The organism is uncultured Bacteroides sp., from assembly GCF_905207245.1.
Lineage (GTDB): Bacteria > Bacteroidota > Bacteroidia > Bacteroidales > Bacteroidaceae > Bacteroides.
The window spans coordinates 147,921-169,086 of record NZ_CAJLKP010000003.1 but is presented as its reverse complement, the minus strand read 5'-3'; the positions used below and the strand labels follow the sequence as shown (position 1 = coordinate 169,086).

Genomic DNA, 21,166 nt, shown 5'->3' with positions numbered 1-21,166 from the left:
GCTCGGATTAACATCACCGAACAATACATCGCCAATCGCATAAGCCGCTTCACTTCCACCAAACCATACATTCAGGATGGCGGGTACGTTTTCCTGTTCCCAGTTCAGCGTTAGCGGGCGACCGGTGAATAGAGTCAGCACTACGGGTTTGCCCGTTTTCAGCAATGCTTCCAGCAGGATGCGCTGCACGTCAGGAAGATCAAGGTTCGTGCGGCTTGAACTTTCGCCGGTCATCTCGGATGATTCGCCCAATGCGGCTACGATTACATCGGCGCCGGCAGCTATTTTCAAGGCTTCATCCAGCAATTCCTTATCCGTGCGGTTGTCGCGGTTCAGCGAACGGCCGAACATGGTGGCGCGTTCTTCGTAAGCTGCGTCACTGATAAGATTGCTACCTTTGGCATAAGTGATGTTCACTTTGCCCGCCATCATTTCTTTCAGCCCTTCGTATACGGACGGATAATCGTTGAGGCGTGCGGCTACGCTCCAGGTGCCCGGCATATTGCTGCGGGTATTTGCCAAAGGACCGATAATGGCAACAGTTCCTTTCTTTGCCAGTGGCAATACGGGGTTCTGACCTGTTCCGGCAGGCTCATTCTTCAAGAGGACGAAGCTTTCGGCAGAAATCTTGCGGGCAACGTCGCGGTGCTCTTTTGTGAAGATGTCGCGTGCAGGACGTTTCAGGTCGCAGTATTTGTAAGGGTCATTAAACAATCCCAATTTATATTTTGCTTCGAGAATGCGGCGGCAGGCAGCATCCAGCGTTTCCATGCTAATCTTGCCTTCATCGAGAGACTTTTTCAGGGTTCCCGAGAAGCCTTCGCTCACCATATCCAAGTCCACCCCTGCGTTGAGAGCACGTGCACTGACGGTTTGCAGGTCACCGATGCCATGCTCCACCATTTCGGCGATGCCGGTGAAGTCGGTAACAACGAAGCCGTTGAAGCCCCATTGTTTACGCAATACATCCGTCATCAACCAACGGTTGGCAGTGGCTGGCACACCGTCCACCTCGTTGAAGGAAGCCATTACACTACCCACACCGGCTTTTACGGCAGCTTCATAAGGATACATATATTCGTTGAACATGCGATTACGGCTCATGTCCACCGTGTTGTAGTCACGTCCGGCTTCGCTGGCTCCGTACAAGGCAAAGTGCTTGACGCATGCCATAATTTCGTCATTACGTTTCAGTTGCTCATTTACATCCGTACCCTGGAAGCCTAATACCATTGCACGTGCGATGGCGCCTCCCAGAAATGGATCTTCGCCGTTGCCTTCACTGACGCGTCCCCAGCGTGGGTCGCGACTGATGTCTACCATCGGACTGAATGTCCACATAATGCCATCGGCTGAGGCTTCGGTGGCTGCAATGCGGGCGGATTTTTCGATGGCCGGCATATCCCAGGTACAGGATAATCCCAGGGGAATGGGGAATATGGTTTCATAGCCATGTATCACGTCCATGCCGAATAGCAAGGGGATGCCGAGGCGTGAATGTTCTATCGCCAGTTTTTGTACGTCGCGGATTTTTTCTACTCCTTTCAGATTGAGCAGTCCTCCTACAAGTCCTTGTTCTACTTTCTTGGCTACATCGCTGTTCTTGGCCTGTCCGGTGACAATCTCTCCGGAAACAGGCAGGTTCAACTGTCCAATTTTCTCTTCCACAGTCATTTTCTTCATCAATGCATCGATGAAACGGTCCATATCCTGCGGAGATTTTTGTGCCTGTACGGCAACGGCGCTAAGAAACGCCGCCGCCAACAGAACACTTGTTCTTCTGAAAACTTTCTTCATACACTTATATAAATTGAGAATTGAAAATTGAAAATTAAAAAATGGGGAGTTGAGCGTTAAGAACCAAAACTCTGAACCCTCGACTCCCGATTTTATTAATAGTTCGGATTCTGTACCAATACGCCTTTCGACTTATCTATCTCTGTTTGTGGAATAGGCAGATAAGCATTCTTATCCTGGTAGGTCTTACCGGCTGCTGCGAGTACTTCTTTGGCAGTGCCCCAACGTACGAGGTCATAGAAACGTCCCGGTTCGAGCGCCAATTCTACACGGCGTTCGTGCATGATGGCTTTGCGCAATTCAACTTTATCATTCGTAGTAACTTCGGGTAAGATGTCTTTATCCAGGCCACGGGCATGTGCGCGCACCATTTCCAGATATGTCTTGGCTTCGCCCGGCAGATTCTTTTCATTGGCAGCTTCGGCAGCCATCAACAATACGTCTGTGTAGCGGATAAGACGGATATTTACCCAGAAACCGCCTTTGGTATATTTCAGACGTAACGACGGCTCGGTGTATGCTTTTTTGTTGAAGTAAGCTCCCATAGCTGTGGAAACAGGCGACTCACCGTAAGGCTTATTGGTATTGGCTTCCGTGATAGGCTCATCGATGCTGCGGCGGAAGTAGAGCAGGGTAGCATCCTTGCGTGGGTCGCCCGGTTCGAAGGCTTTGCCAAGTTCGGTGGTAGCCATGTGCCATCCCCAGCCTAAGTTCCACTCACCGGAGCCACGTACGCCCTGAACTTCGCAGAACTGGCTACCAATGGTAAGGCTGTTTTTCAGTGCATCGGTTGATTCGCATTGCAGTTCGAAGATGCTGGAACCGCAGTTTTCACCTTCCACCGTAAATACCTTGTCCACCGGAGTATCGAGGTTATAAAGTCCCTTGCCGATAACTTCTGTAGAGAGTTTATACATATTGTCCCAATCATTACGTTGCATGTAAGCACGTGCATGCAGAGAGCGCACGGCACCCCATGTGACGCGGCCTGTATAATTGGCATCCCATTGCAACGGCAGGAGTTTTTCTGCTTCGGTCAGGTCATTGTCAATCTGTGAGTAAATCTTGTCGATACTGCTTTTGGCTACATTTGCTTCGGCAGAGTCCACTATTTTAAAGGTAATCAGAGGAACCTCGCCCCAGGCACGCACCAGATTGAAGTAGCAGTAAGCACGGAAGAAAAGGGCTTCTCCTTTGTTACGCATCGTCTCTGTGTCGGTCTTCCCTTCCTTTTCAATATCATCCAGCACCTCGTTGCATTGGAAGATAACCTTATAGTTCTGAGTCCAGTAAGCACCCATGGTTCCGTTGGAAGGAGTATATTCGAAGTCGTCGTACATGGCTGCCACATCAGCGCCGTCGCCTGCCGAACTACCTTTTTCCGAGTCCTCGCTGCGTGCCATTTCTATCATGAAAGAAGGAATGCCGGCAGTAATGTTATAGCTACGCATCAGATAGTACACATTATAAATCTTTCCGCCTAGGAGGGCGTTGGGAGCGTCGTCTTCCGTGAATTGTCCCAGTGGGTCGCGGTCCAGGAAGTCGTTGCATGAACTGAATGAGATGGCTGCGGAGCCAATCAACAGTGACAGGATATATTTTTGTATCTTCATGTTTTCAATGTTTAATGATTAATGTATAATTCTTCATTTTTCATTTTAGAAAGTAAGGTTGAAACCGAACGTATAGATCACCGGCATCGGATAGCTGCCATCGTCTACGCCGAATGCAATAGCCGTACCACCCAATTCGGGAGTATAACCGGTGTTATGCTTCCAGGTCTTCAGGTTCTGAACGTTAGCATACAGTTTGAGTGCCTGTACTCCGATTTTGGAGAGCAAGGTCTTGTCGAAGTTGTAAGCCAACTGTACGTTACGGATGCGGAAGAAACTGCCGTCCTCGATGTAATATTCAGAGTTCAGGTTGTTGATGGTATGCTTCATGTTGAGCAACGGTTGACTGTTGCTGGTGCCTTCGCCGTGCCAACGGTCCAGACGTTGTTTCATGAAGTTGAACTGGCTCCAGTTGTAGTTGTCCCATGTGCGGTAGATTTCATTACCGGCCTGTCCCATCATGTCGATGCCCAGCTCCCAGTTCTTGTACCCTACGTTGAGGTTGATGCCGTAAGTCACGTCCGGAGTCGGATTACCAATCATGGTACGGTCGGCAGGAGTGATTTCACCATTACCATCCACGTCTACGAATTTCAGGTCGCCCGGAGTTACGGTTGCCAGTGTATTTTTCGGTGAGTTGTCTATATCGGTCTGGCTCTGGTAAACACCTTCCACTTTGTAACCATAGAAGTAGCCGATTGGGTAACCGGCCATGGTGTAGCTTTGGCTCTTGTCGCCCGCGATGATGGAGTAACCTTCTTGTACAAGGCTCAATACTTTATTCTTAATGGTAGTCAGGTTACCGCCGATGCTATAGTTCCAGTCACCGATTTGGTCGCGCCAGTTGATAGCAAGTTCGATACCTTTGTTCTCGATAGAACCGAGGTTACCAATACCCGGCACGGTTCCGGAGATACCCGGTACTTCAGCGAGCAGGTCTTTCGTTGTTTTCTTGTAGTATACACCTTCCAGATGTAAGCGGTTGCGGAAGAAGTTGGCTTCTGCACCTACTTCCCATGCTTCCACCTTTTCCCATCTCAGAGAGGCATTGGGTAGGTAAGAAAGCTGATAACCGGGATAAACGGCAGAGGGAGTTCCGAATACAGCAGAGTATGCATTGCTCAGCAGAGGTTCTGCGGGATAGGCTTTGTCCAGATTCTGGTTGCCCAGTGTACCCCATGAACCTTTCAGTTTCAACATATCCAGCCAGGTGATATCTTTCATGAAAGCTTCTTCGCTCATCAGCCAACCGGCACCTACCGAGTAGAAGTTCTGCCATTGGTTACCTGTATAAGAGAAAGCTGAAGAACCGTCACGGCGGAACGAACCATTGAATAAATATCTGCCTTTGTAGTTGTAGAGGATACGTCCCAGCATGGATACGGTGGCGCGTTCCCATTGTGTGCTCTCGTTGGTGGCAGTACCTGCGTCACCAATGCTGACATACCATTTATCAGAATTATCAGGAATTACCAGACCTACACCTTGTGCGCGGGCAGCTCCCAGTTGTTCCAGTTTGTTGAAATAGGTAGTGAAACCTGCGGTAGCCGTCAGGTTGTGTTCACCCCATGTGTTGGTGTAGGTCAACAGATAATCACTTTGCGTTTTCATTTCTGTCTGTTTTGCCTGACTGACACCGGTTTTACCATCGCCCAGCGTAACCACACTTCCTTCTGCACTGGCATCATATACCTGGATGATAGGAGTGTACTTGCGGCTGTTGTTCGATGCGTAATCCATAGAGAACATAGCTTTGAACTGGAAATGTTTCAGGAAGTCCCATTCAGCATATACGTTACCCGAACCACGGTAGTTTTCTGCTTTCGTGGTATTGGCTTTCAGGTCAACATCCACCATCGGGTTGTTCATCTGCGCTTTCTGGAATTCGGGCAGGGTAGTGTAGAGACCATATTGGTCGTTGAACACCGTAGCTACCGGAGTGGCACGAACGGCGGTGGTTACAGTCTTGGTATCGGCGGGTAATATGCGTGCGCCGTTGAACTGGAAACCAACTCTGAAATTATCAGTCAGTTTATATTCATTGCTGACACTCAAAGTGATTTTGCTGTACTTCTCATTCTTGATGTTACCTTGTTCGTAGGCATAACCTGCACCGAGGTAGAAGCTGTGCTTCTCCGAAGCGCCTGTGATGCTGACGTTGTTGTTGGTAATGAATCCTGTTTGGAAGATTTCGTCCTGCCAGTTGGTGTTTCCGTTCCAGCCTGTGAAGTCGAATTCGGGACTGCCTTCATTTCTTAACTGCTCGTTATACAGTTCTTTGAAGCCGGCTGCATCCACCATTTCAATCTGGTTGGGTACACTCTTGAAGCCGAACGAACCGTTGATGTTTACGCGGGTCTGTCCCACTTTGGCCTTTTTGGTGGTGATGATGATAACACCGTTGGCACCACGCACACCGAAGATGGCGAGTGAAGACGGGTCTTTCAGGATTTCCATAGACTCGATGTCCTGCGGGTTCAGGAAATTGATGTTGTCATTAAACAAACCGTCTACTACATACAAAGGCTTGTAACCGTTGATGGAGTTTGTTCCACGTACACGGATTTCGGGGTCTTCACCGGCCTTACCGGAGTTGATGACCTGCACACCGGCCACTTTCCCTTGCAGGGCGGATAGTGGATTCGCAACCGGTTTGTTGGCAATCTCGTCACCTTTAATGTTGGTGATGGAGCCTGTAAGGTCACGCTTCTTGGCACTACCGTAACCGATAACTACTGTTTCGGCAAGCATCTGCGAATCATCTTTCAACTGGACGTTGATGACATTCTGGTTGCCTACTTTGATGCTTTGTTTTTCCATACCTACGTATGAGAATTGGAGGGTGGAACCCGGGGTAGCCTTGATGGAATACTTTCCATTCATATCGGTCACCACACCGTTGCTGGTGCCTTGCACTACAATAGATACTCCGATTAACGGCTCGTTGAATGAATCGGTGACAACACCGGTCACGGTTTTTTCTTGAGCGAATACAGTGGTGCCGGAAAGTAGGAGGCACACTAATAGAAATAAACTTTTAAGCCATGAGGCTTTCTCCAGGGGAAGAAGTGTTTTTTTCTTCATTGCATTAAATTTTTAGTGGATAACTCAGTTCTGATTCAATCCCTCGCATCTGATTTCTGCGAGAATTAAATCTGTGGGCAAAAGTATGAATGGAAATAGACCAGGCACAAAAAAGAGGTTCACCACCAATACATATCCCTATCTTTTAACAAATGAATGACTACACTTTTACTACTCAAAACAAAATAAGCCACTCGTTTTGAGTGGCTTATCGTTTTGTGTCAGTCTATACTTAAGAAGTACTCATTCAGGTTTTGAGTAGGTTGCAAATTGAATTTTTTCCGTAATCGGTATCGGTTATTCTCCACCGCTCGCACTGAAAGGTTCATCAGGGAGGCAATGTCTTTGGTTTCCATGTTCAGTTTGAGGCAGGCACACAGGCGCAGGTCATTGTTTGTGAGCTGCGGGTGCATTTCTTTCAGGCGTTTGAAGAAATTGCGATGCTTCTGTTCGAACTTGATAAGGAACATTTTCCAGTCATCTTCCGTATCGAGGTTATTGGCGAGTAAGGTGTTTATTTTTTGATAGAAAGGTATCAATCCTTTTTGCGTATTCCGGGCGCATATTTCATCAACAATCTCTTTCAGTTTCAGTATCAGTTCATTCTTATGGATGATGAAAGATGTTTGGGTGAAGAGTTCGGCATCCTTTTCCTCAATCTCATTTTGCAGTTGTTCGTTCAGTGAACGCAGGTATGCGGCTTCCTGAGCTTTCATGCGACGCAGATGTTTAATCTGTAAACGCCGTTTCATCAGATAGAAAGTAACACACAGGGTGATGATAATGAATCCGCAGCAGGTGAGGTACCACCAGATGGTATTATACCAGGGAGGAAGAACTTCGAATGTCAGGAGGGTATCGGGTGAATAGTTGTTCAATCCGTCTGTGGTGCGAAGTCGTAGCGTATATGTCCCTTGGGGCAGACGGGCATAGGATATGCTGTTCCGCCGCTCGGAGGCACTCCAGGTACTATCTACTTCTTCCAACTGGTATTGTACGAAGAGATTGCCGGCGAAAGCGGCATTGACGGAGAAGCCCACGGTGACTGTATTGTCTTTGTAGGGAACATGGATAGGTTCGCTAAGGTCTACATAACCTGTGTACGTTCCTGTTCCCGTGTGAACAAACTCCAGGTTGGGTGCAGATAGCTCCACTGTCTGGCGCTTGCTGCGGTAAACATTATGAAGGATAAAGCCTGCATCCAGACAGATCAATGACAAAGAGTCGTTGAGTACAGCGGCATTTTCATAGGCGGTGACCAAGGAAAGATTATCCGCTTCTATTTTATATGCTTCCTTGATACGGGCAATGTAACCGTCATAGAAGAAGAGGTAGACGGAAGAGCCTGTAGTAGCCCAACTTTCTTCGCTGTTGAAGGGGATAATGCGTTTAAGATTGTGTATGTCTTTAAAGCATTGGTTCAGGTGTTGTTCCAACTGCAGGTCGTCATTCCCCTCATTATATATATAGAACCGGTCATCACCCAGGAACAGGATGCGTCCGCCTGATTTGAAGAGTCGCAGGTGTTCGGGTAGCAAATTATCCTCTTTCTTACCATAATACGTATAATAACGGAAGGCGTTCAGCTCATCATTCAGGCGGCATTTATAAACACCCCGGCTGGTAGTCTCTAACCATATATTCCCCAAATGGTCTACTTCGGCATTGGATATGGGGTCGGATATTTGTCCCATGGAATTCAGTTCTCCGGTGGACTGGTTCAGTATGAGAAGGTCTTTGTAGGTGACGATGATTTGTATTTGTTTTCCGTTGATGGTTGCTTCCAGGGTGCGGAAGACCCCGGTATTGATGCGGTAGGGCTGGCGGATGCGCAAGTCGGGGAGGATTTCGATCAGGCCGTTCGTGTGGCCGCAGAATAATCGTCCATCCATTTGCTGGAAAGACCATACTTGTCCCTGGGTGCCTTCTATCAATTTGAGAGAAGAGAACATATCCAGATCGTCAATTTTCTTCTGAGCCGTATAATAGATGCCCTGATTGGTGCCGACAAGCAGATTGCCGTGCCAGATGGTGGCATCGTAGACAGCACCGAATCCGCCGTCGGTAGAGCGGTAATAGCTTAATCCGTCGGTATAGCGGATATAGGCGAGTCCACGGTCCATAGCTGCCCAGACGTTGTTCTGATTGTCTTCATACAAGGACAGAATGGTGTTGTTCTGCAATGAGTTGGCAGAAGAGAAGTGGTTCAAGATATTCCCTTGGGTATCTACTTCATATACGCCACTAAGCTGTGTACCCAGATAATACGTGTTCCGCTTGGAAGAATAGATGCCGCAATTTAATTCTTGCCCTTGCAGTTGGCGTGAGAGGGAAGGGTTCCAGGGGATGAAGGTTTTCTTATCATAGATGTAGATTTCTCCGGTAGAGGTTCCTATCAGGTAGCGGTTTGTACCATAGGGCAGAATGACGCGGGTAATGGTACCGTTTAAAAAATCGCTTCCGGGTATTTTGTTGAGTGACAGATGGTTCAGTTGGTAGAGCGGACCGTACATTTCTTGTATCCAGTATTCATCGCGCACTTTCAGTAATAACAGCAGGTCGGTAGGCCCATCTACAAGGGTGAGCGTTTGATGGTCGTACATATAGACATGGCTGAAAGATTGAAAGTAGACTTTATCCTCCACTATCCAGATGCGCCAGAAACTTTGGTTGTCAAGTGCGTTGTTTTCTTTGAGCAGTCCTTTCAGGGAAGTGTATTTCAGTTGTCCCGACTGGTCACGGTCCCAGCGTCCCAGGTCTTCGGAGCCACCGCTGTAGATGGTCTGATGATCGGCTACGGCTATGGCACGCACAATGTTGGCGTCCGGTGTCTGGAAGAGTCGCCATTCCATACCGTCGGATTCCAGCAGACCGATAGCATTGCCAAAGTACATGATACCTTTTTCATCCTGTCCGATAGACCAGTTCTTGTTGGCTCCGTGATATTTGTCACGTGACAGGTTGGTAACATATGGTTTCTGATTGGCAGTTATCGTGGTGCAAGTGAAGAGGGACACAAAGGTGACGAATATATACTTTAGGATGTCCATAACAGGTTGAATAAAGGTTAGCTAAGGTCACGACCTTACAGTTGTTCTTGCGACAAAGATAATTAATTTCGGGTTTCAATGAAAATAAAATTCTCATTACGATGAGAAAGTTTTCTCACCGTGATGAGAATAACTTCTCATCGTAATGAGAAAACTTTTTCCTAATGGGGTTTTATTGGAATCCCAACTTCTTTAATCCAGCCTGTACATCCGGATGGCTCATGAAAAGTTTCCAGAGTAGTCCGGTGCGATAATTCTCTATCATTACGGCTATCGGGCCTTGGTCGATGGCGAGATACCGTTTGGGATACCAGTTCTCTGTTTCGCTGAAAGCATCGTAGAAACCGTAAGGACCGAAGACTTTGTCGCCCATTCCATAGAGGTGGCGCATCACGGCGAGTGATTGCTCCGGGGTATAGACGATGGACGAGAGGGCGGCAGTGGGGGAGATGACACCGTGGTCGTCCTTCTCATTCGGCATGTGGGCAGCGTAGCCGTTGACGGAGTAGCTGGCGGTCAAGCCCCAGCAGTCAACGCCGAAACCTTTCCAGTGTTTCGGGTTGCGGACACAGTAGGCACGGTTGACGAGCGTCAGGTTACGCATTTCATCAAAGTAGCTGGCGCAGTATTCATCTTTCAATCCTGTGGGATTGAGACCGAGAAAGGAATAGTGGGCCCAGAAGAGGGGACCGGCTTCACAACCTTGGTAACGTAAATGAAGTTCGATGCCTTCCACTTTATGGGGTTCGACGATGGCGCCGTTCTGTGCCCAGCCATCATGATAGACGGCGGCAGGGACTCCGTGAGTAGGTGAGGCGGCGGCAAGGATGTACATGATGAGGCATTCGTTGTAGCCGTGAACGGGGAAGTTCATGGCCCAGCCGTATTCGGGGCTCCAATGCCAGTAGAGCACATTCTGGTCGCCTTGGCGGTAGAAATTCCAGTCTACATCGCGCCAGAGGGTATCTATGCGTTGGGCAAGGGCTTGTTCCTTTGTTGTCAGGATGCTGTCTGCCCGGGAGGAATCTTTTCTATTTCCGATAGCATTGGTGTAATATTGATGTACGGTAAGTAATCCTTGCATGAGGAAAGCGGTTTCTACGAGGTCACCGCCGTTGTCTTTTTGTCCGAAGGGTTTTACTTTTCCGGTATTTCCATACCACCAATGGGGATAGGCTCCGTGGAAGCGGTCGGCTTTTTCGAGGAAAGAGACTATCTTTTCCATGCGGTCGAGACCTTCGGTGCGAGTGATGTAGCCACGGTCGATGCCGGAGAGCAGGGCCATGATGCCGAAGCCGCTACCGCCGGAGGTAACTACGTTCTGGTCTTTTTCGGGATAGATGCCATCCATGTGGATACGTTCGGGAGCAAGACCGCTGTTGGGTTCGGCACCATCCCAGAAATAGTTGAAGGTGGTCCGTTGGACGGTGTCCATAAGGGCATCGTCGGTAAGTTGAACAGTGCTTCCTGTTTTCGGATTCTTACAGGCTCCGGGGAGGAGCAGGAAGAGGAGAAGAGGAAGAAAAGACAGGGTTTGTTTCATATATATAAAGGTATTAAGAATGAAGAACTAAAAATGAAGAATGAAGAATTACCTTGCGGCATGCTTGTATAGCGCAGCCAAATTCTTCATTCTTCATTTTTAGTTCTTCATTTAATTATCATTTAAGCGTCAGCCGTGCCGTCTTCACCGCCTGGCTGTTTCCGCCAATCATGATGTCAAAGTCGCCCGGTTCTGCTATGTAGTTCAGGTCATAATCATAGAAACGGAGCAGGTCACGGGTTATCTTAAAGGATACCGTCTTGCTTTCTCCGGCGCGGAGGAAAATTTTATTGAAACCTTTCAGTTCGCGCACAGGGCGGGTGATGCTTCCTACAAGGTCGCGGATGTAAAGTTGCACCACTTCTGCACCGTCATGCTTTCCGGTATTGGTTACGGTGACTACGGCTGTCACGTAACCATCTTTTCCCAGTGCCGGCATGCTCAGGGCAATGTCGCTATATTGGAAAGTAGTGTACGACAAACCGTAACCGAAAGGATACAATGGCTCATTGTCCACATCCAGATAATTGCTGCGGAACTTTTCGAACCATTTACCTTCCGCCAACGGACGTCCGGTATTCTTATGATTGTAGAACAAAGGTATCTGCCCTACATTCTTCGGGAAAGTCATCGTCAGTTTACCGCTCGGATTAACATCACCGAACAATACATCGCCAATCGCATAAGCCGCTTCACTGCCACCAAACCATACATTCAGAATGGCGGGAACATGCTCCTCTTCCCAAACAAGCGTCAGTGGACGACCGGTGAAGAGTGTCAGCACAACGGGTTTTCCGGTTTTCAGCAAAGCCTCCAGCAGAGTGTGCTGCACGTCGGGCAGACCGAGTTCTGTGCGGCTGGAACTTTCACCGCTCATTTCTGATGATTCTCCCAGTGCGGCTACGATTACATCGGCACCGGCAGCTACCTTCAGGGCTTCATCCAATAATTCTTGGTCAGTGCGATTGTCGCGGTTCAGTGAACGGCCGAACATGGTGGCACGTTCTTCATAAGCTGCATCACCGATAAGGTTGCTTCCTTTGGCATAAGTGATGTTTACTTTGCCTGCCATCATTTCTTTCAGACCTTCATAGAGTGAAGGATAATCGTTGAGGCGGGCTGCTACACTCCAGGTGCCGGGCATATTGCTGCGGCTGTTGCCGAGGGGACCGATGACGGCGACGGTGCCTTGCTTCGCCAGGGGGAGAAGGGGGGAAAGTTGACGAGGAGACGAGGAGACGAGTTGGCGAGGGGCTACGCTGTCATTCTTGAGCAATACAAAGCTTTCGGCAGCTATCTTGCGTGCCTCGTCGCGGTGTTCTTTGGTAAAGATATCCCGCTTCGGACGGTTCACATCACAGTATTTATAAGGATTATCAAATAGTCCCAGTTTGTATTTCGCTTCCAGTATCCGACGGCAGGCAGCGTTCAGTGTAGCCATCCGTACTTTACCTTCTTTGATAGATTTCATCAATGTACCCACGAAACCTTCGCTTACCATATCCATATCCACTCCGGCATTCAGAGCAAGGGCACTAACGGTTTGAAGGTCACCGACGCCATGTTCTATCATTTCAGAAATACCGGTGAAGTCTGTCACCACGAACCCTTGGAAGCCCCATTTGTCGCGGAGTAAGTCAGTCAGCAGCCACTTGTTTCCGGTAGCCGGTATGCCATCTATTTCATTGAATGAGGCCATCACACTGCCCACACCGGCTTCTACGGCTGCCTCATACGGGTACATATATTCGTTGAACATCCGGTTGCGACTCATGTCTACTGTGTTATAGTCCCGTCCGGCCTCTCCGGCACCATACAGGGCAAAGTGCTTGACGCAAGCCATGATTTCATCGTTGCGGCGTAATTGGTCTTGCAGATTGGCACCTTGGTATCCGTATACCATTGCCTGTGCGATAGCTCCTCCCAGGAAAGGGTCTTCTCCCGAACCTTCGGAGACACGTCCCCAGCGTGGGTCGCGACTGATGTCTACCATCGGGCTGAATGTCCAGGAGATGCCGTCGGCACTTGCTTCGACGGCTGCGATGCGGGCGGATTTCTCAATGGCTGCCATATCCCATGTACAGGATAACCCCAGTGGGATAGGGAAGATCGTTTCGTAACCGTGTATCACGTCCATACCGAACAGTAGGGGAATGCCGAGGCGTGATTTCTCTACCGCCAGCTTTTGCACTTCGAGGATGCGGTCCACCCCTTTCAGGTTGAAGAGTCCGCCCACCATTCCTTTTTCAATCTTTGTGGCTACATCGCTGCTCTTTGCCTGTCCTGTGGTGATGTCACCCGTGACAGGTAGGTTCAACTGACCGATTTTCTCTTCCACGGTCATTTTCTTCATCAGTGCATCGATGAAGCGGTCCATGTCCAGTGGAGACTTTTGTGCCTGTGCGGCTGATATGCTCATCAGGGCACTCAGCAGTAACAGGCTTGTTTTTTTGAATATTGCTTTCATATATTTCTATTTATATCATTAATAGTCAGGATTCTGTACCAGTACCCCGTTCGATTTATCTATCTCCGTCTGTGGCAATGGCAACAATGCGTTCTTCGGCTGATAATTCTTCCCGGCAGCCTGAAGCACTTCCTGTGCGATGCCCCAACGTACAAGGTCATAGAAGCGGTCGGGTTCCAAAGCTAACTCTACACGGCGTTCGTGGCGGATGGCTTCGCGCAGTACGTTCTGGTCAAGAGATTCCACTTTCGGCAATACACCTGTCAGCGTGCCGCGGGCATGTGCACGTACTTGTTCCAGATAACTGCTTGCTTCACCCATCAGTCCTTTTTCGTTGGCTGCTTCGGCTGCCATCAGGAGCACGTCCGGATAACGGATGATGCGGATATTTACCCAGAATCCCATGCGGGTATACTTACGGCGCAGTGCGGGGTCTGTGTAAGCCTTCTTGTTGAAGTAAGCACCCATGGCGGTGGATACGGGCGATTCACCGTAAGGTTTATTTGTATTTTCCGGTGTGATAGGGTCTTCATTGTTGCGGCGGAAGTAGAGCAAGCTGGCATCCTTGCGGGGGTCGCCTTCTTCAAATGCTTTCCCCATCAGTGTGGTAGCCATGTGCCAACCCCAGCCCAGATCCCAGTCGCCGGCTCCGCGCACGCCCTGCACCTGGCAGAACTGGCTGCCGATGCTGGCATCTTCTTTCATGGCGTCGGTGGCTTCGCACTGCAACTCGAAGATGCTTTCGCCACAGTTCTCACCTTCTACGGTGAAGACTTTGTCCACCGGAGTATTCAGATTGTAGATACCGGAAGTGATGACCTCGGTGGAAGCTGTGTACATATTCTCCCAATCGTTGCGCATCATGTAAGTGCGTGCATGCAGCGCGCGTGCAGCACCCCAGGTGAGGCGTCCCGTGTAGTCGCTGGTCCACCGCAATGGCAGACACTCTTCGGCTTCGGTCAGGTCTTTGTCAATCTGTTCGTATACCTTCTCTGCAGTGGTCTTGGGCACGTTGGCATCAGAGGCTTCCACTACTTTAATGGTTACCAGAGGCACTTCGCCAAAAGCGCGTACCAGGTTAAAGTAGCAGTAGGCACGGAAGAAGAGTGCTTCGCCACGGTTGCGGATGGACTCTGTGTCACCCTTATTATCGCTTTTGGCAATGTCGTCCAGAATTTCGTTACATTGGTAGATGATTTTATAGTTCTGGCTCCAGTAGGCTTCCAACGGGCCATTGTTGGCTGCGTATTCGAAGTCATCCCACATGGCTGCTTCGTTACCACCGTCGCCGGCGTCACTACCCTTCTCGGAATCCTCGCTTCGCACCATGTGTACCATGAAAGCGGGGATACCGGCGGTGATGTTATACGAGCGCATCAGGTAGTAAACATTGAATATCTTTCCGCCTACAAGGGCGTTGGGATCATCGTCTTCCGTAAATTGTCCCAGTGGGTCGCGGTCCAGGAAGTCATTACAGGAACTGAATGAGAGGACGGTTGCGCCAATCAACAGTGACAGGATATATTTCTTTATCTTCATAATCTTTGTTTTTTTAAGTCTGATTTGAGTGTATGCCGCAAGGAAACCTTGCCGGGGCGCTACGCCCCTAAAAAGTCAGGTTAAAGCCGAACGTATAAATGGCCGGCATCGGATAACTGCCGTCATCCACTCCGAAAGCTATGGCACTTCCGCCCAGCTCCGGCGTATATCCGGTGTTATGCTTCCACGTCTTCAGGTTCTGTATGTTCACGTAGAGCTTCAACGCCTGCATGCCGATTTTAGAAATCAGCGCCTTGTCGAAGTTGTAAGCCAGAGATACATTACGGATGCGGAAGAACGAACCATCCTCTATATAATATTCAGAGTTCATATTGTTGATGGTATGCTTCGTGTTTAGCAACGGCTGGCTGTTGCTTGTACCCTCTCCATGCCAACGATCCATGCGTTGCTCCATGAAGTTGAACTGGCTCCAGTTGTAGTTGTCCCATGTACGGTAAATCTGGTTGCCGCCTTGTCCCATCATATCCACAGCCAATTCCCAATTCTTATAACCTACTCCGAGCGTGATGCCGTAAGTGACATCCGGCGTAGGATTACCAATCATCGTACGGTCTGCCGTAGTGATTTCACCGTCACCGTTCACATCCTTGAACTTTAGGTCGCCCGGAGTGACGGTTGCCAGTTTGTTCTTCGGCGAATGCTCAATCTCTTCCTGGGTCTGATAAACGCCTTCCACCTTGTAGCCGTAGAAGTATCCGATAGGATAGCCCGCCATTGTGTAGCTCTGACTCTTATCCCCAGCTATGATGGAGTAACCTTCCTGCACGAGGCTCAATACTTTATTCTTGATAGTGGTCAGATTGGCTCCGATGTTATAGTTCCAGTCACCAATCTGGTCGCGCCAACTGAGGGCAAGTTCCACACCCAGATTCTCGATAGAACCCAGATTACCGATGCCCGGCACTGTTCCGGAAATACCCGGTACTTCTGCCAGCAAATCTTTCGTTTTCTTCTTGTAGTATACTCCTTCGAAGTGCAGGCGGTTGCGGAAGAAGTTGGCTTCTGCACCTACTTCCCAGGCTTCTACTTTCTCCCAACGGAGATTCGGGTTAGGCAGATATGCCAACTGATATCCCGGATAGATGGCGGAGGGAGTACCGAATACGGCGGAATAGGCATTTGTCAGTAACGGTTCTGCCGGATATGCCCTGTCCAGGTTCTGATTACCCAACGTACCCCATGAACCTTTCAGTTTCAACATATCCAGCCACTCGATACCTTTCATCCATTCTTCCTCGCTCATCAACCAGCCCAGACCTACGGAATAGAAATTCTGCCACTGATTACCTGTGTAAGAAAATGCGGAAGAACCGTCACGACGGTAGGAACCGTTGAACAGATACTTACCTTTATAATTGTAGAGGATACGTGCCAGCACTGACACAGTGGAGCGTTCCCATTGCGTACTCCCGTTGGTTGCCGTAGCTGCATCGCCGATGCTCACATACCATTTATCCGAATTATCCGGAATAACCAGGCCTACACCTTGCGTGCGGGCTCCGTTCAGATTTTCGAGCTTATTATAGTAGGTAGTGAAGCCGGCTGTAGCCGTCAGACTATGATCGCCCCATGAGTTGGTATACGTCAACAGATAGTCGCTTTGTACCTTCATCTCTGTTTCCTTTGCCTGGCTCACTCCGGTCTTCCCGGTGCCCAATGTGGCTATATCTCCTTCGGCACTGGCATCATACACCTGGATAATCGGTGTGTAGGTCCGCGTACTGTTCGATGCATAATCCAATGAGAACATTGCCTTGAACTGGAAATGTTTCAGAAAGTCCCATTGACCGTATATGTTGCCCGAACCACGGTAGTTTTCCGCCTTCGTGGTATTGGCTTTCAATGCAACATCCACCATCGGGTTGTTCATCTGTGCCTTCTGGAAGCCGGGCAATGAAGTATATAATCCATATTCTTCGTTGTAGACCGGAGCTACCGGAGCTGCACGCAAGGCAGTGGCGACACTCTTTGTATCAGCCGGCAATATACGCGCGCCGTTGAACTGGAAACCTACTTTGAAGTTGTCCGTCACTTTGTAGTCGTTGCTGATATTCAATGTGATTTTACTGTATTTCTCATTCTTGATGTTACCTTGTTCGTAAGCATAGCCTGCGCCGAGGTAGAAGCTGTGCTTTTCAGAAGCACCGTTGATGCTGATGTTGTTGTTTGTGATAAATCCTGTCTGGAAGATTTCGTCCTGCCAGTTGGTATTGCCTGTCCAGTCCGAAAAATTATATTCCGGGTTGCCTTCGTTTCTCAACTGTTCGTTATACAACAACTTGAAACCTTCGGCATCCGTCATTGCAATCTTATTCGTGATAGCCTTGAAGCCGAACGAACCGTTGATGTTTACGCGCGTCTGCCCTTCTTTGGCTTTCTTGGTGGTGATGATGATAACACCGTTCGCACCACGTACACCGAAGATGGCGAGTGAGGAAGGGTCTTTCAGGATTTCCATGGATTCAATATCCTGCGGATTCAGGAAGTTGATGTTGTCATTGAACAGCCCGTCTACTACATACAGCGGTTTATAACCGTTGATAGAGTTAGTGCCGCGTACACGGATTTCCGGGTCGGCTCCTGCCTTTCCGGAGTTGATGATTTGTACACCGGCCACTTTGCCTTGCAGGGCGGACAGTGGGTTGGCTACAGGCTTATTGGCAATCTCATCGCCCTTGATGTTGGTGATGGAGCCTGTGAGGTCACGCTTCTTGGCACTACCGTAACCGATGACCACTGTTTCGGCAAGCATCTGCGAGTCTTCTTTCAGTTGTACATTGATAACGCTCCGGTCGCCTACCTTGATACTCTGTTTCTCCATACCTACGTATGAGAAATCGAGGGTGGCACCTGCCGGTACTTGGATAGAGTAATCACCATCCAGTCCGGTTACTACGCCGGTATTGGTGCCTTGTACTACAATAGATACACCTATCAGCGGTTCATTGAATGAATCGGTAACGACACCGGTCACGGTCCGTTCCTGAGAAAAAGCAGTGGTACCTATCAGTAGGAGACACACCGCTAAGAATAGATTTTTAAGCCTTAGGGCTCTCTTCATAGGAGGGTTCAGGTTTCTCTTCATTGCATTAAATTTTTATGTGAATGATTTATTGCATCAGAACAATGAAAATGGAAAAAAGATTTCAAGGGCTTTTAAATCCTGGTTTTTTAACACAATCGGGGAGGATTACTGATAAAAAGGAAGGAAACAAGGGTACGAGTTAACAAGGGGACAAGGGGCTGCGCAATGCTTCTATGCCGCATGGAACCTTGTTTCTTTGTCAACTCGTCCCCTCGTCAACTAATTCAAAACCGTTCGGTAATGAACCAAATGATAAGCTACATTATTAATATCTTATATCCTTGGATGTAGGCATAAAAAATAATACCTTTGTATTATAGTAATAACTGTTACGGTAATGTCCATTACTATAATTATAGAAAATGTAGTGTGTTTATTGACTAAAAAATGGTGTATTATGAAGTTTTATGATCGTGAAGAAGAACAGGAATTATTAGATAATATTCGTGAAGCGTCTCTGCAAGAGTCGCAAATGACTGTCCTATTCGGACGAAGACGAATTGGAAAAACCCAATTGGCACTGCAAAGTACGGCAGGTAGTCTGACTCTTTATTTCTTTGTTGCACGTAAAGCGGAAACCTTGCTCTGCCAAGACTTTGTGGATGAAGCGGAGAGAAAGTTAGGATTGCCTATTGGTAATTATATATCCTTTGCCAAGCTGTTTCACCATTTACTTGTCATCTCTCGTGAACGTCCTTTTAATCTTATTATTGATGAATTTCAAGACTTTCAGCGTACTAATCCCTCTGTTTTCAGTGAGATACAGAGAGAGTGGGACTTGAATAGGGGAATGTCGAGAATGAACCTCATAGTCAGTGGCTCTATTTATTCGTTAATGCACCAGATTTTTGAAGACCGGAAAGAACCCCTCTTTTCTCGTGCCGGGCAAATGATACATCTGAAACCATTCAAGGTAGAAGTACTGAAAGAAATATTAGCCGATCACAATCCTTCGTATCAACCAGAAGACCTTCTGGCACTTTATGCCTTTACAGGAGGAGTAGCTTGGTATGTTAGCCTGTTTATGACGAATAAGGCATATACCAAAGATAAAATGATTGGTCTGTTGACACGTTCCAATTCTCCTTTTCTGAATGAAGGGAAGAATTTGTTGATTGAAGAATTTGGACCGGATTATTCTATCTATTTTTCTATATTAGAATGCATAGCTGGCGGAGATTATACTCGTGGAGAGATAGAGAATCGTTTAGGAAAAGCTGAAATAGGTGGTTATTTGGCTAAGTTGGAAAACTATTATTCATTGATAAGTAAGAAGCGTCCTATTTTTGCCAAAGAGAACTCAAAGCAAGTACGATACTGCATAGCTGATAATTTTCTTACTTTCTGGTTCCGTTTTATTTATCGTTATCAAGGGTATATAGAATCTGGTGCATTGAAGTTGGTGGAGAATGTAATTCGTAGAGATTATAATACTTTTTCAGGAGGTATGTTGGAGCGCTACTTCCGTGATAAATTTATGCAGTCTGGTCTATATACTAATGTGGGGATGTATTGGAACCGAAAAGGCGAAAATGAGATAGATCTTATTGTATTGAATGATTTGGATAAGACAGGTGCCATTTATGAAATAAAAAAAGATGAAGCCCGATATAGTGGTACTGTATTGGGAGAGAAAGTTGCGAATCTGATGGAGGCAGAAAAAGAGTTGAAGAAATACAACTGTAGTTTAGGAAAGCTTTCATTGTTAGATATGTAGGTATTTAAAAAGCCTCCGGAAAACTTAATTCCGAAGGCTTTTTTAATCTATGTGCGGGTGATAGGACTCGAACCTACACGCCTCTCGGCACCAGATCCTAAGTCTGGCGCGGCTGCCAATTACGCCACACCCGCAGTGGCTTTTTTGTTAAGCGTCGGCAAAGATAGAAAGATTTTTCTTTCCAGCAAACACTTTGGTGCAGAAAGTAATTATTGGGTAACTTTTAAGAGTTCTCGTGCCCGTTCAATGATAGCATCCTTTTCAAGATCGTTTTCATCCATATCTACTTTTTCATCCGGGTCAATACCAAATTCGATATGTTGCTTCTTGGCATCCAGATGTGGGCTGGCAGAGAAACGCACTCCCCAACCATTAGGCAACTCTGACGAGAAAGGCAGTCCCGATCCGCCACCGGTTTTGTCCCCTACCAGCGTGACATTAGGAAAATAGCGCATGGCATTCACAAAATCATTCGTAGCACTATATGAATGGCGGTTAGTGAGAAGCATCACCTTCTTTTGCCAGCGGATACTATTGGATGGTTCCAGATAAATGGGTTCAGGCTCGGAGAAATCACTGTGCCCTTTTCCGGTCTTATGCTGAATGTATCCCGTCAATACTTTCTCGTTTGTGAAACGGGAGGCAATGCGCGTAGAATAAGTCAGGTTTCCTCCACCATTGTTGCGTACGTCGAAAATCAATCCGTTGCATGGAGCCAGATAGGAGAGTGCCTCATCCAGGTTGCCGTTTCCCACACCATCGGAGAATGACTCATAATAAATATACCCGATGTTATCTTCAAGAATCTTGTATTTAAGGCCACCGGCAATGCGGTAAGTCTTTCCAAGATATTTCCGCTCGATGATGCCTTCGTTGAAATTGCGTGGATAATCCAGATACCAATCCCAGTAGCGGGCCATATTTGAGGAACTGTAGAGGTTGACGTGTCCGTCTTTCAGTTCTGCCAGCATACTGTCGAGCACTTGGAATAACCCGTCATTGGGCATATTGGGCGTAATGAGTGGCTGATATTTATCATGGATTGCATCCCAGTCTACCTGTTTGTAGTCCAGAAAACAATATTTCTCGTCGATAATCTTCCATAAAGCTTCGAAGTTGCCTTGCGGGGAATTGTTATACTCTTCTTCCCGGATACAACTCGATAGTAAAGGCAGCAACATGAAAAGTATTCCAAGCCACCCTAATTTAATATGATATGTTCCTTTTCTTTTCATCATTCTATCACTTCC

At 47.8% G+C, this 21,166-nt stretch carries 10 protein-coding genes and 1 tRNA gene; 1 reads left to right on the top strand and 10 read right to left on the bottom strand.

All coding sequences use genetic code 11. From position 1 onward, the window contains the following. The 8 genes from QZ135_RS02145 to QZ135_RS02110 form a co-directional block, all read right to left on the bottom strand. The coding region (locus QZ135_RS02145; RefSeq protein WP_294605515.1) for a glycoside hydrolase family 3 N-terminal domain-containing protein at positions 1-1,797 on the bottom strand (1,797 nt) is incomplete at its 3' end. Positions 1,798-1,892: 95 nt separating this feature from the next. After that, entirely contained in the window at positions 1,893-3,410 is a 1,518-nt protein-coding gene (locus QZ135_RS02140) for a RagB/SusD family nutrient uptake outer membrane protein (RefSeq protein ID WP_294605513.1), read from the bottom strand. A gap of 45 nt (positions 3,411-3,455) precedes the next feature. Next, on the bottom strand, positions 3,456-6,494 hold the full coding sequence (locus tag QZ135_RS02135) for a TonB-dependent receptor (RefSeq protein WP_294605511.1): 3,039 nt from the start codon (positions 6,492-6,494) through the stop codon (positions 3,456-3,458). Positions 6,495-6,715: 221 nt separating this feature from the next. Then, on the bottom strand, positions 6,716-9,544 hold the full coding sequence (locus QZ135_RS02130) for a triple tyrosine motif-containing protein (RefSeq protein ID WP_294605509.1): 2,829 nt from the start codon (positions 9,542-9,544) through the stop codon (positions 6,716-6,718). Between the two features lie 172 nt (positions 9,545-9,716). Next, complete coding sequence (locus tag QZ135_RS02125) at positions 9,717-11,087, bottom strand: glucoamylase family protein (RefSeq protein WP_294605507.1); 1,371 nt, start codon at positions 11,085-11,087, stop codon at positions 9,717-9,719. Positions 11,088-11,205: 118 nt separating this feature from the next. Then, positions 11,206-13,554 (bottom strand): beta-glucosidase BglX, encoded by a 2,349-nt coding sequence (gene bglX, locus QZ135_RS02120; protein WP_294605505.1) that lies wholly within the window; start codon positions 13,552-13,554, stop codon positions 11,206-11,208. 18 nt (positions 13,555-13,572) lie between these two features. Further along, positions 13,573-15,093 (bottom strand): RagB/SusD family nutrient uptake outer membrane protein, encoded by a 1,521-nt coding sequence (locus QZ135_RS02115; RefSeq protein WP_294605503.1) that lies wholly within the window; start codon positions 15,091-15,093, stop codon positions 13,573-13,575. 67 nt (positions 15,094-15,160) lie between these two features. Continuing rightward, positions 15,161-18,199: a TonB-dependent receptor gene (locus QZ135_RS02110; protein ID WP_294605502.1), complete on the bottom strand. Its 3,039-nt coding sequence runs from the start codon at positions 18,197-18,199 to the stop codon at positions 15,161-15,163. 397 nt (positions 18,200-18,596) lie between these two features. On the opposite strand from QZ135_RS02110, the gene QZ135_RS02105 reads away from it, so the two are divergent. Next, on the top strand, positions 18,597-19,916 hold the full coding sequence (locus QZ135_RS02105; RefSeq protein WP_294605501.1) for an ATP-binding protein: 1,320 nt from the start codon (positions 18,597-18,599) through the stop codon (positions 19,914-19,916). Between the two features lie 52 nt (positions 19,917-19,968). Here the strand turns inward: QZ135_RS02105 and QZ135_RS02100 are convergent. Further along, positions 19,969-20,050 (bottom strand) — tRNA-Leu (locus tag QZ135_RS02100). Positions 20,051-20,125: 75 nt separating this feature from the next. Next, positions 20,126-21,151, bottom strand: coding sequence for a S41 family peptidase (locus tag QZ135_RS02095; RefSeq protein ID WP_294605518.1), 1,026 nt, complete (start codon positions 21,149-21,151; stop codon positions 20,126-20,128). Positions 21,152-21,166: the final 15 nt, after the last annotated feature.

What these genes read in the sequence shown, in the direction of transcription:
- QZ135_RS02135 (WP_294605511.1), bottom strand. Translation starts at nt 6,494, where the DNA reads ATGAAGAAAAAAACACTTCTTCCCCTGGAGAAAGCCTCATGGCTTAAA.
- QZ135_RS02110 (WP_294605502.1), bottom strand. Translation starts at nt 18,199, where the DNA reads ATGAAGAGAAACCTGAACCCTCCTATGAAGAGAGCCCTAAGGCTTAAA.
- QZ135_RS02115 (WP_294605503.1), bottom strand. Translation starts at nt 15,093, where the DNA reads ATGAAGATAAAGAAATATATCCTGTCACTGTTGATTGGCGCAACCGTC.
- QZ135_RS02130 (WP_294605509.1), bottom strand. Translation starts at nt 9,544, where the DNA reads ATGGACATCCTAAAGTATATATTCGTCACCTTTGTGTCCCTCTTCACT.
- QZ135_RS02105 (WP_294605501.1), top strand. Translation starts at nt 18,597, where the DNA reads ATGAAGTTTTATGATCGTGAAGAAGAACAGGAATTATTAGATAATATT.
- QZ135_RS02125 (WP_294605507.1), bottom strand. Translation starts at nt 11,087, where the DNA reads ATGAAACAAACCCTGTCTTTTCTTCCTCTTCTCCTCTTCCTGCTCCTC.
- QZ135_RS02140 (WP_294605513.1), bottom strand. Translation starts at nt 3,410, where the DNA reads ATGAAGATACAAAAATATATCCTGTCACTGTTGATTGGCTCCGCAGCC.
- bglX (WP_294605505.1), bottom strand. Translation starts at nt 13,554, where the DNA reads ATGAAAGCAATATTCAAAAAAACAAGCCTGTTACTGCTGAGTGCCCTG.
- QZ135_RS02095 (WP_294605518.1), bottom strand. Translation starts at nt 21,151, where the DNA reads ATGAAAAGAAAAGGAACATATCATATTAAATTAGGGTGGCTTGGAATA.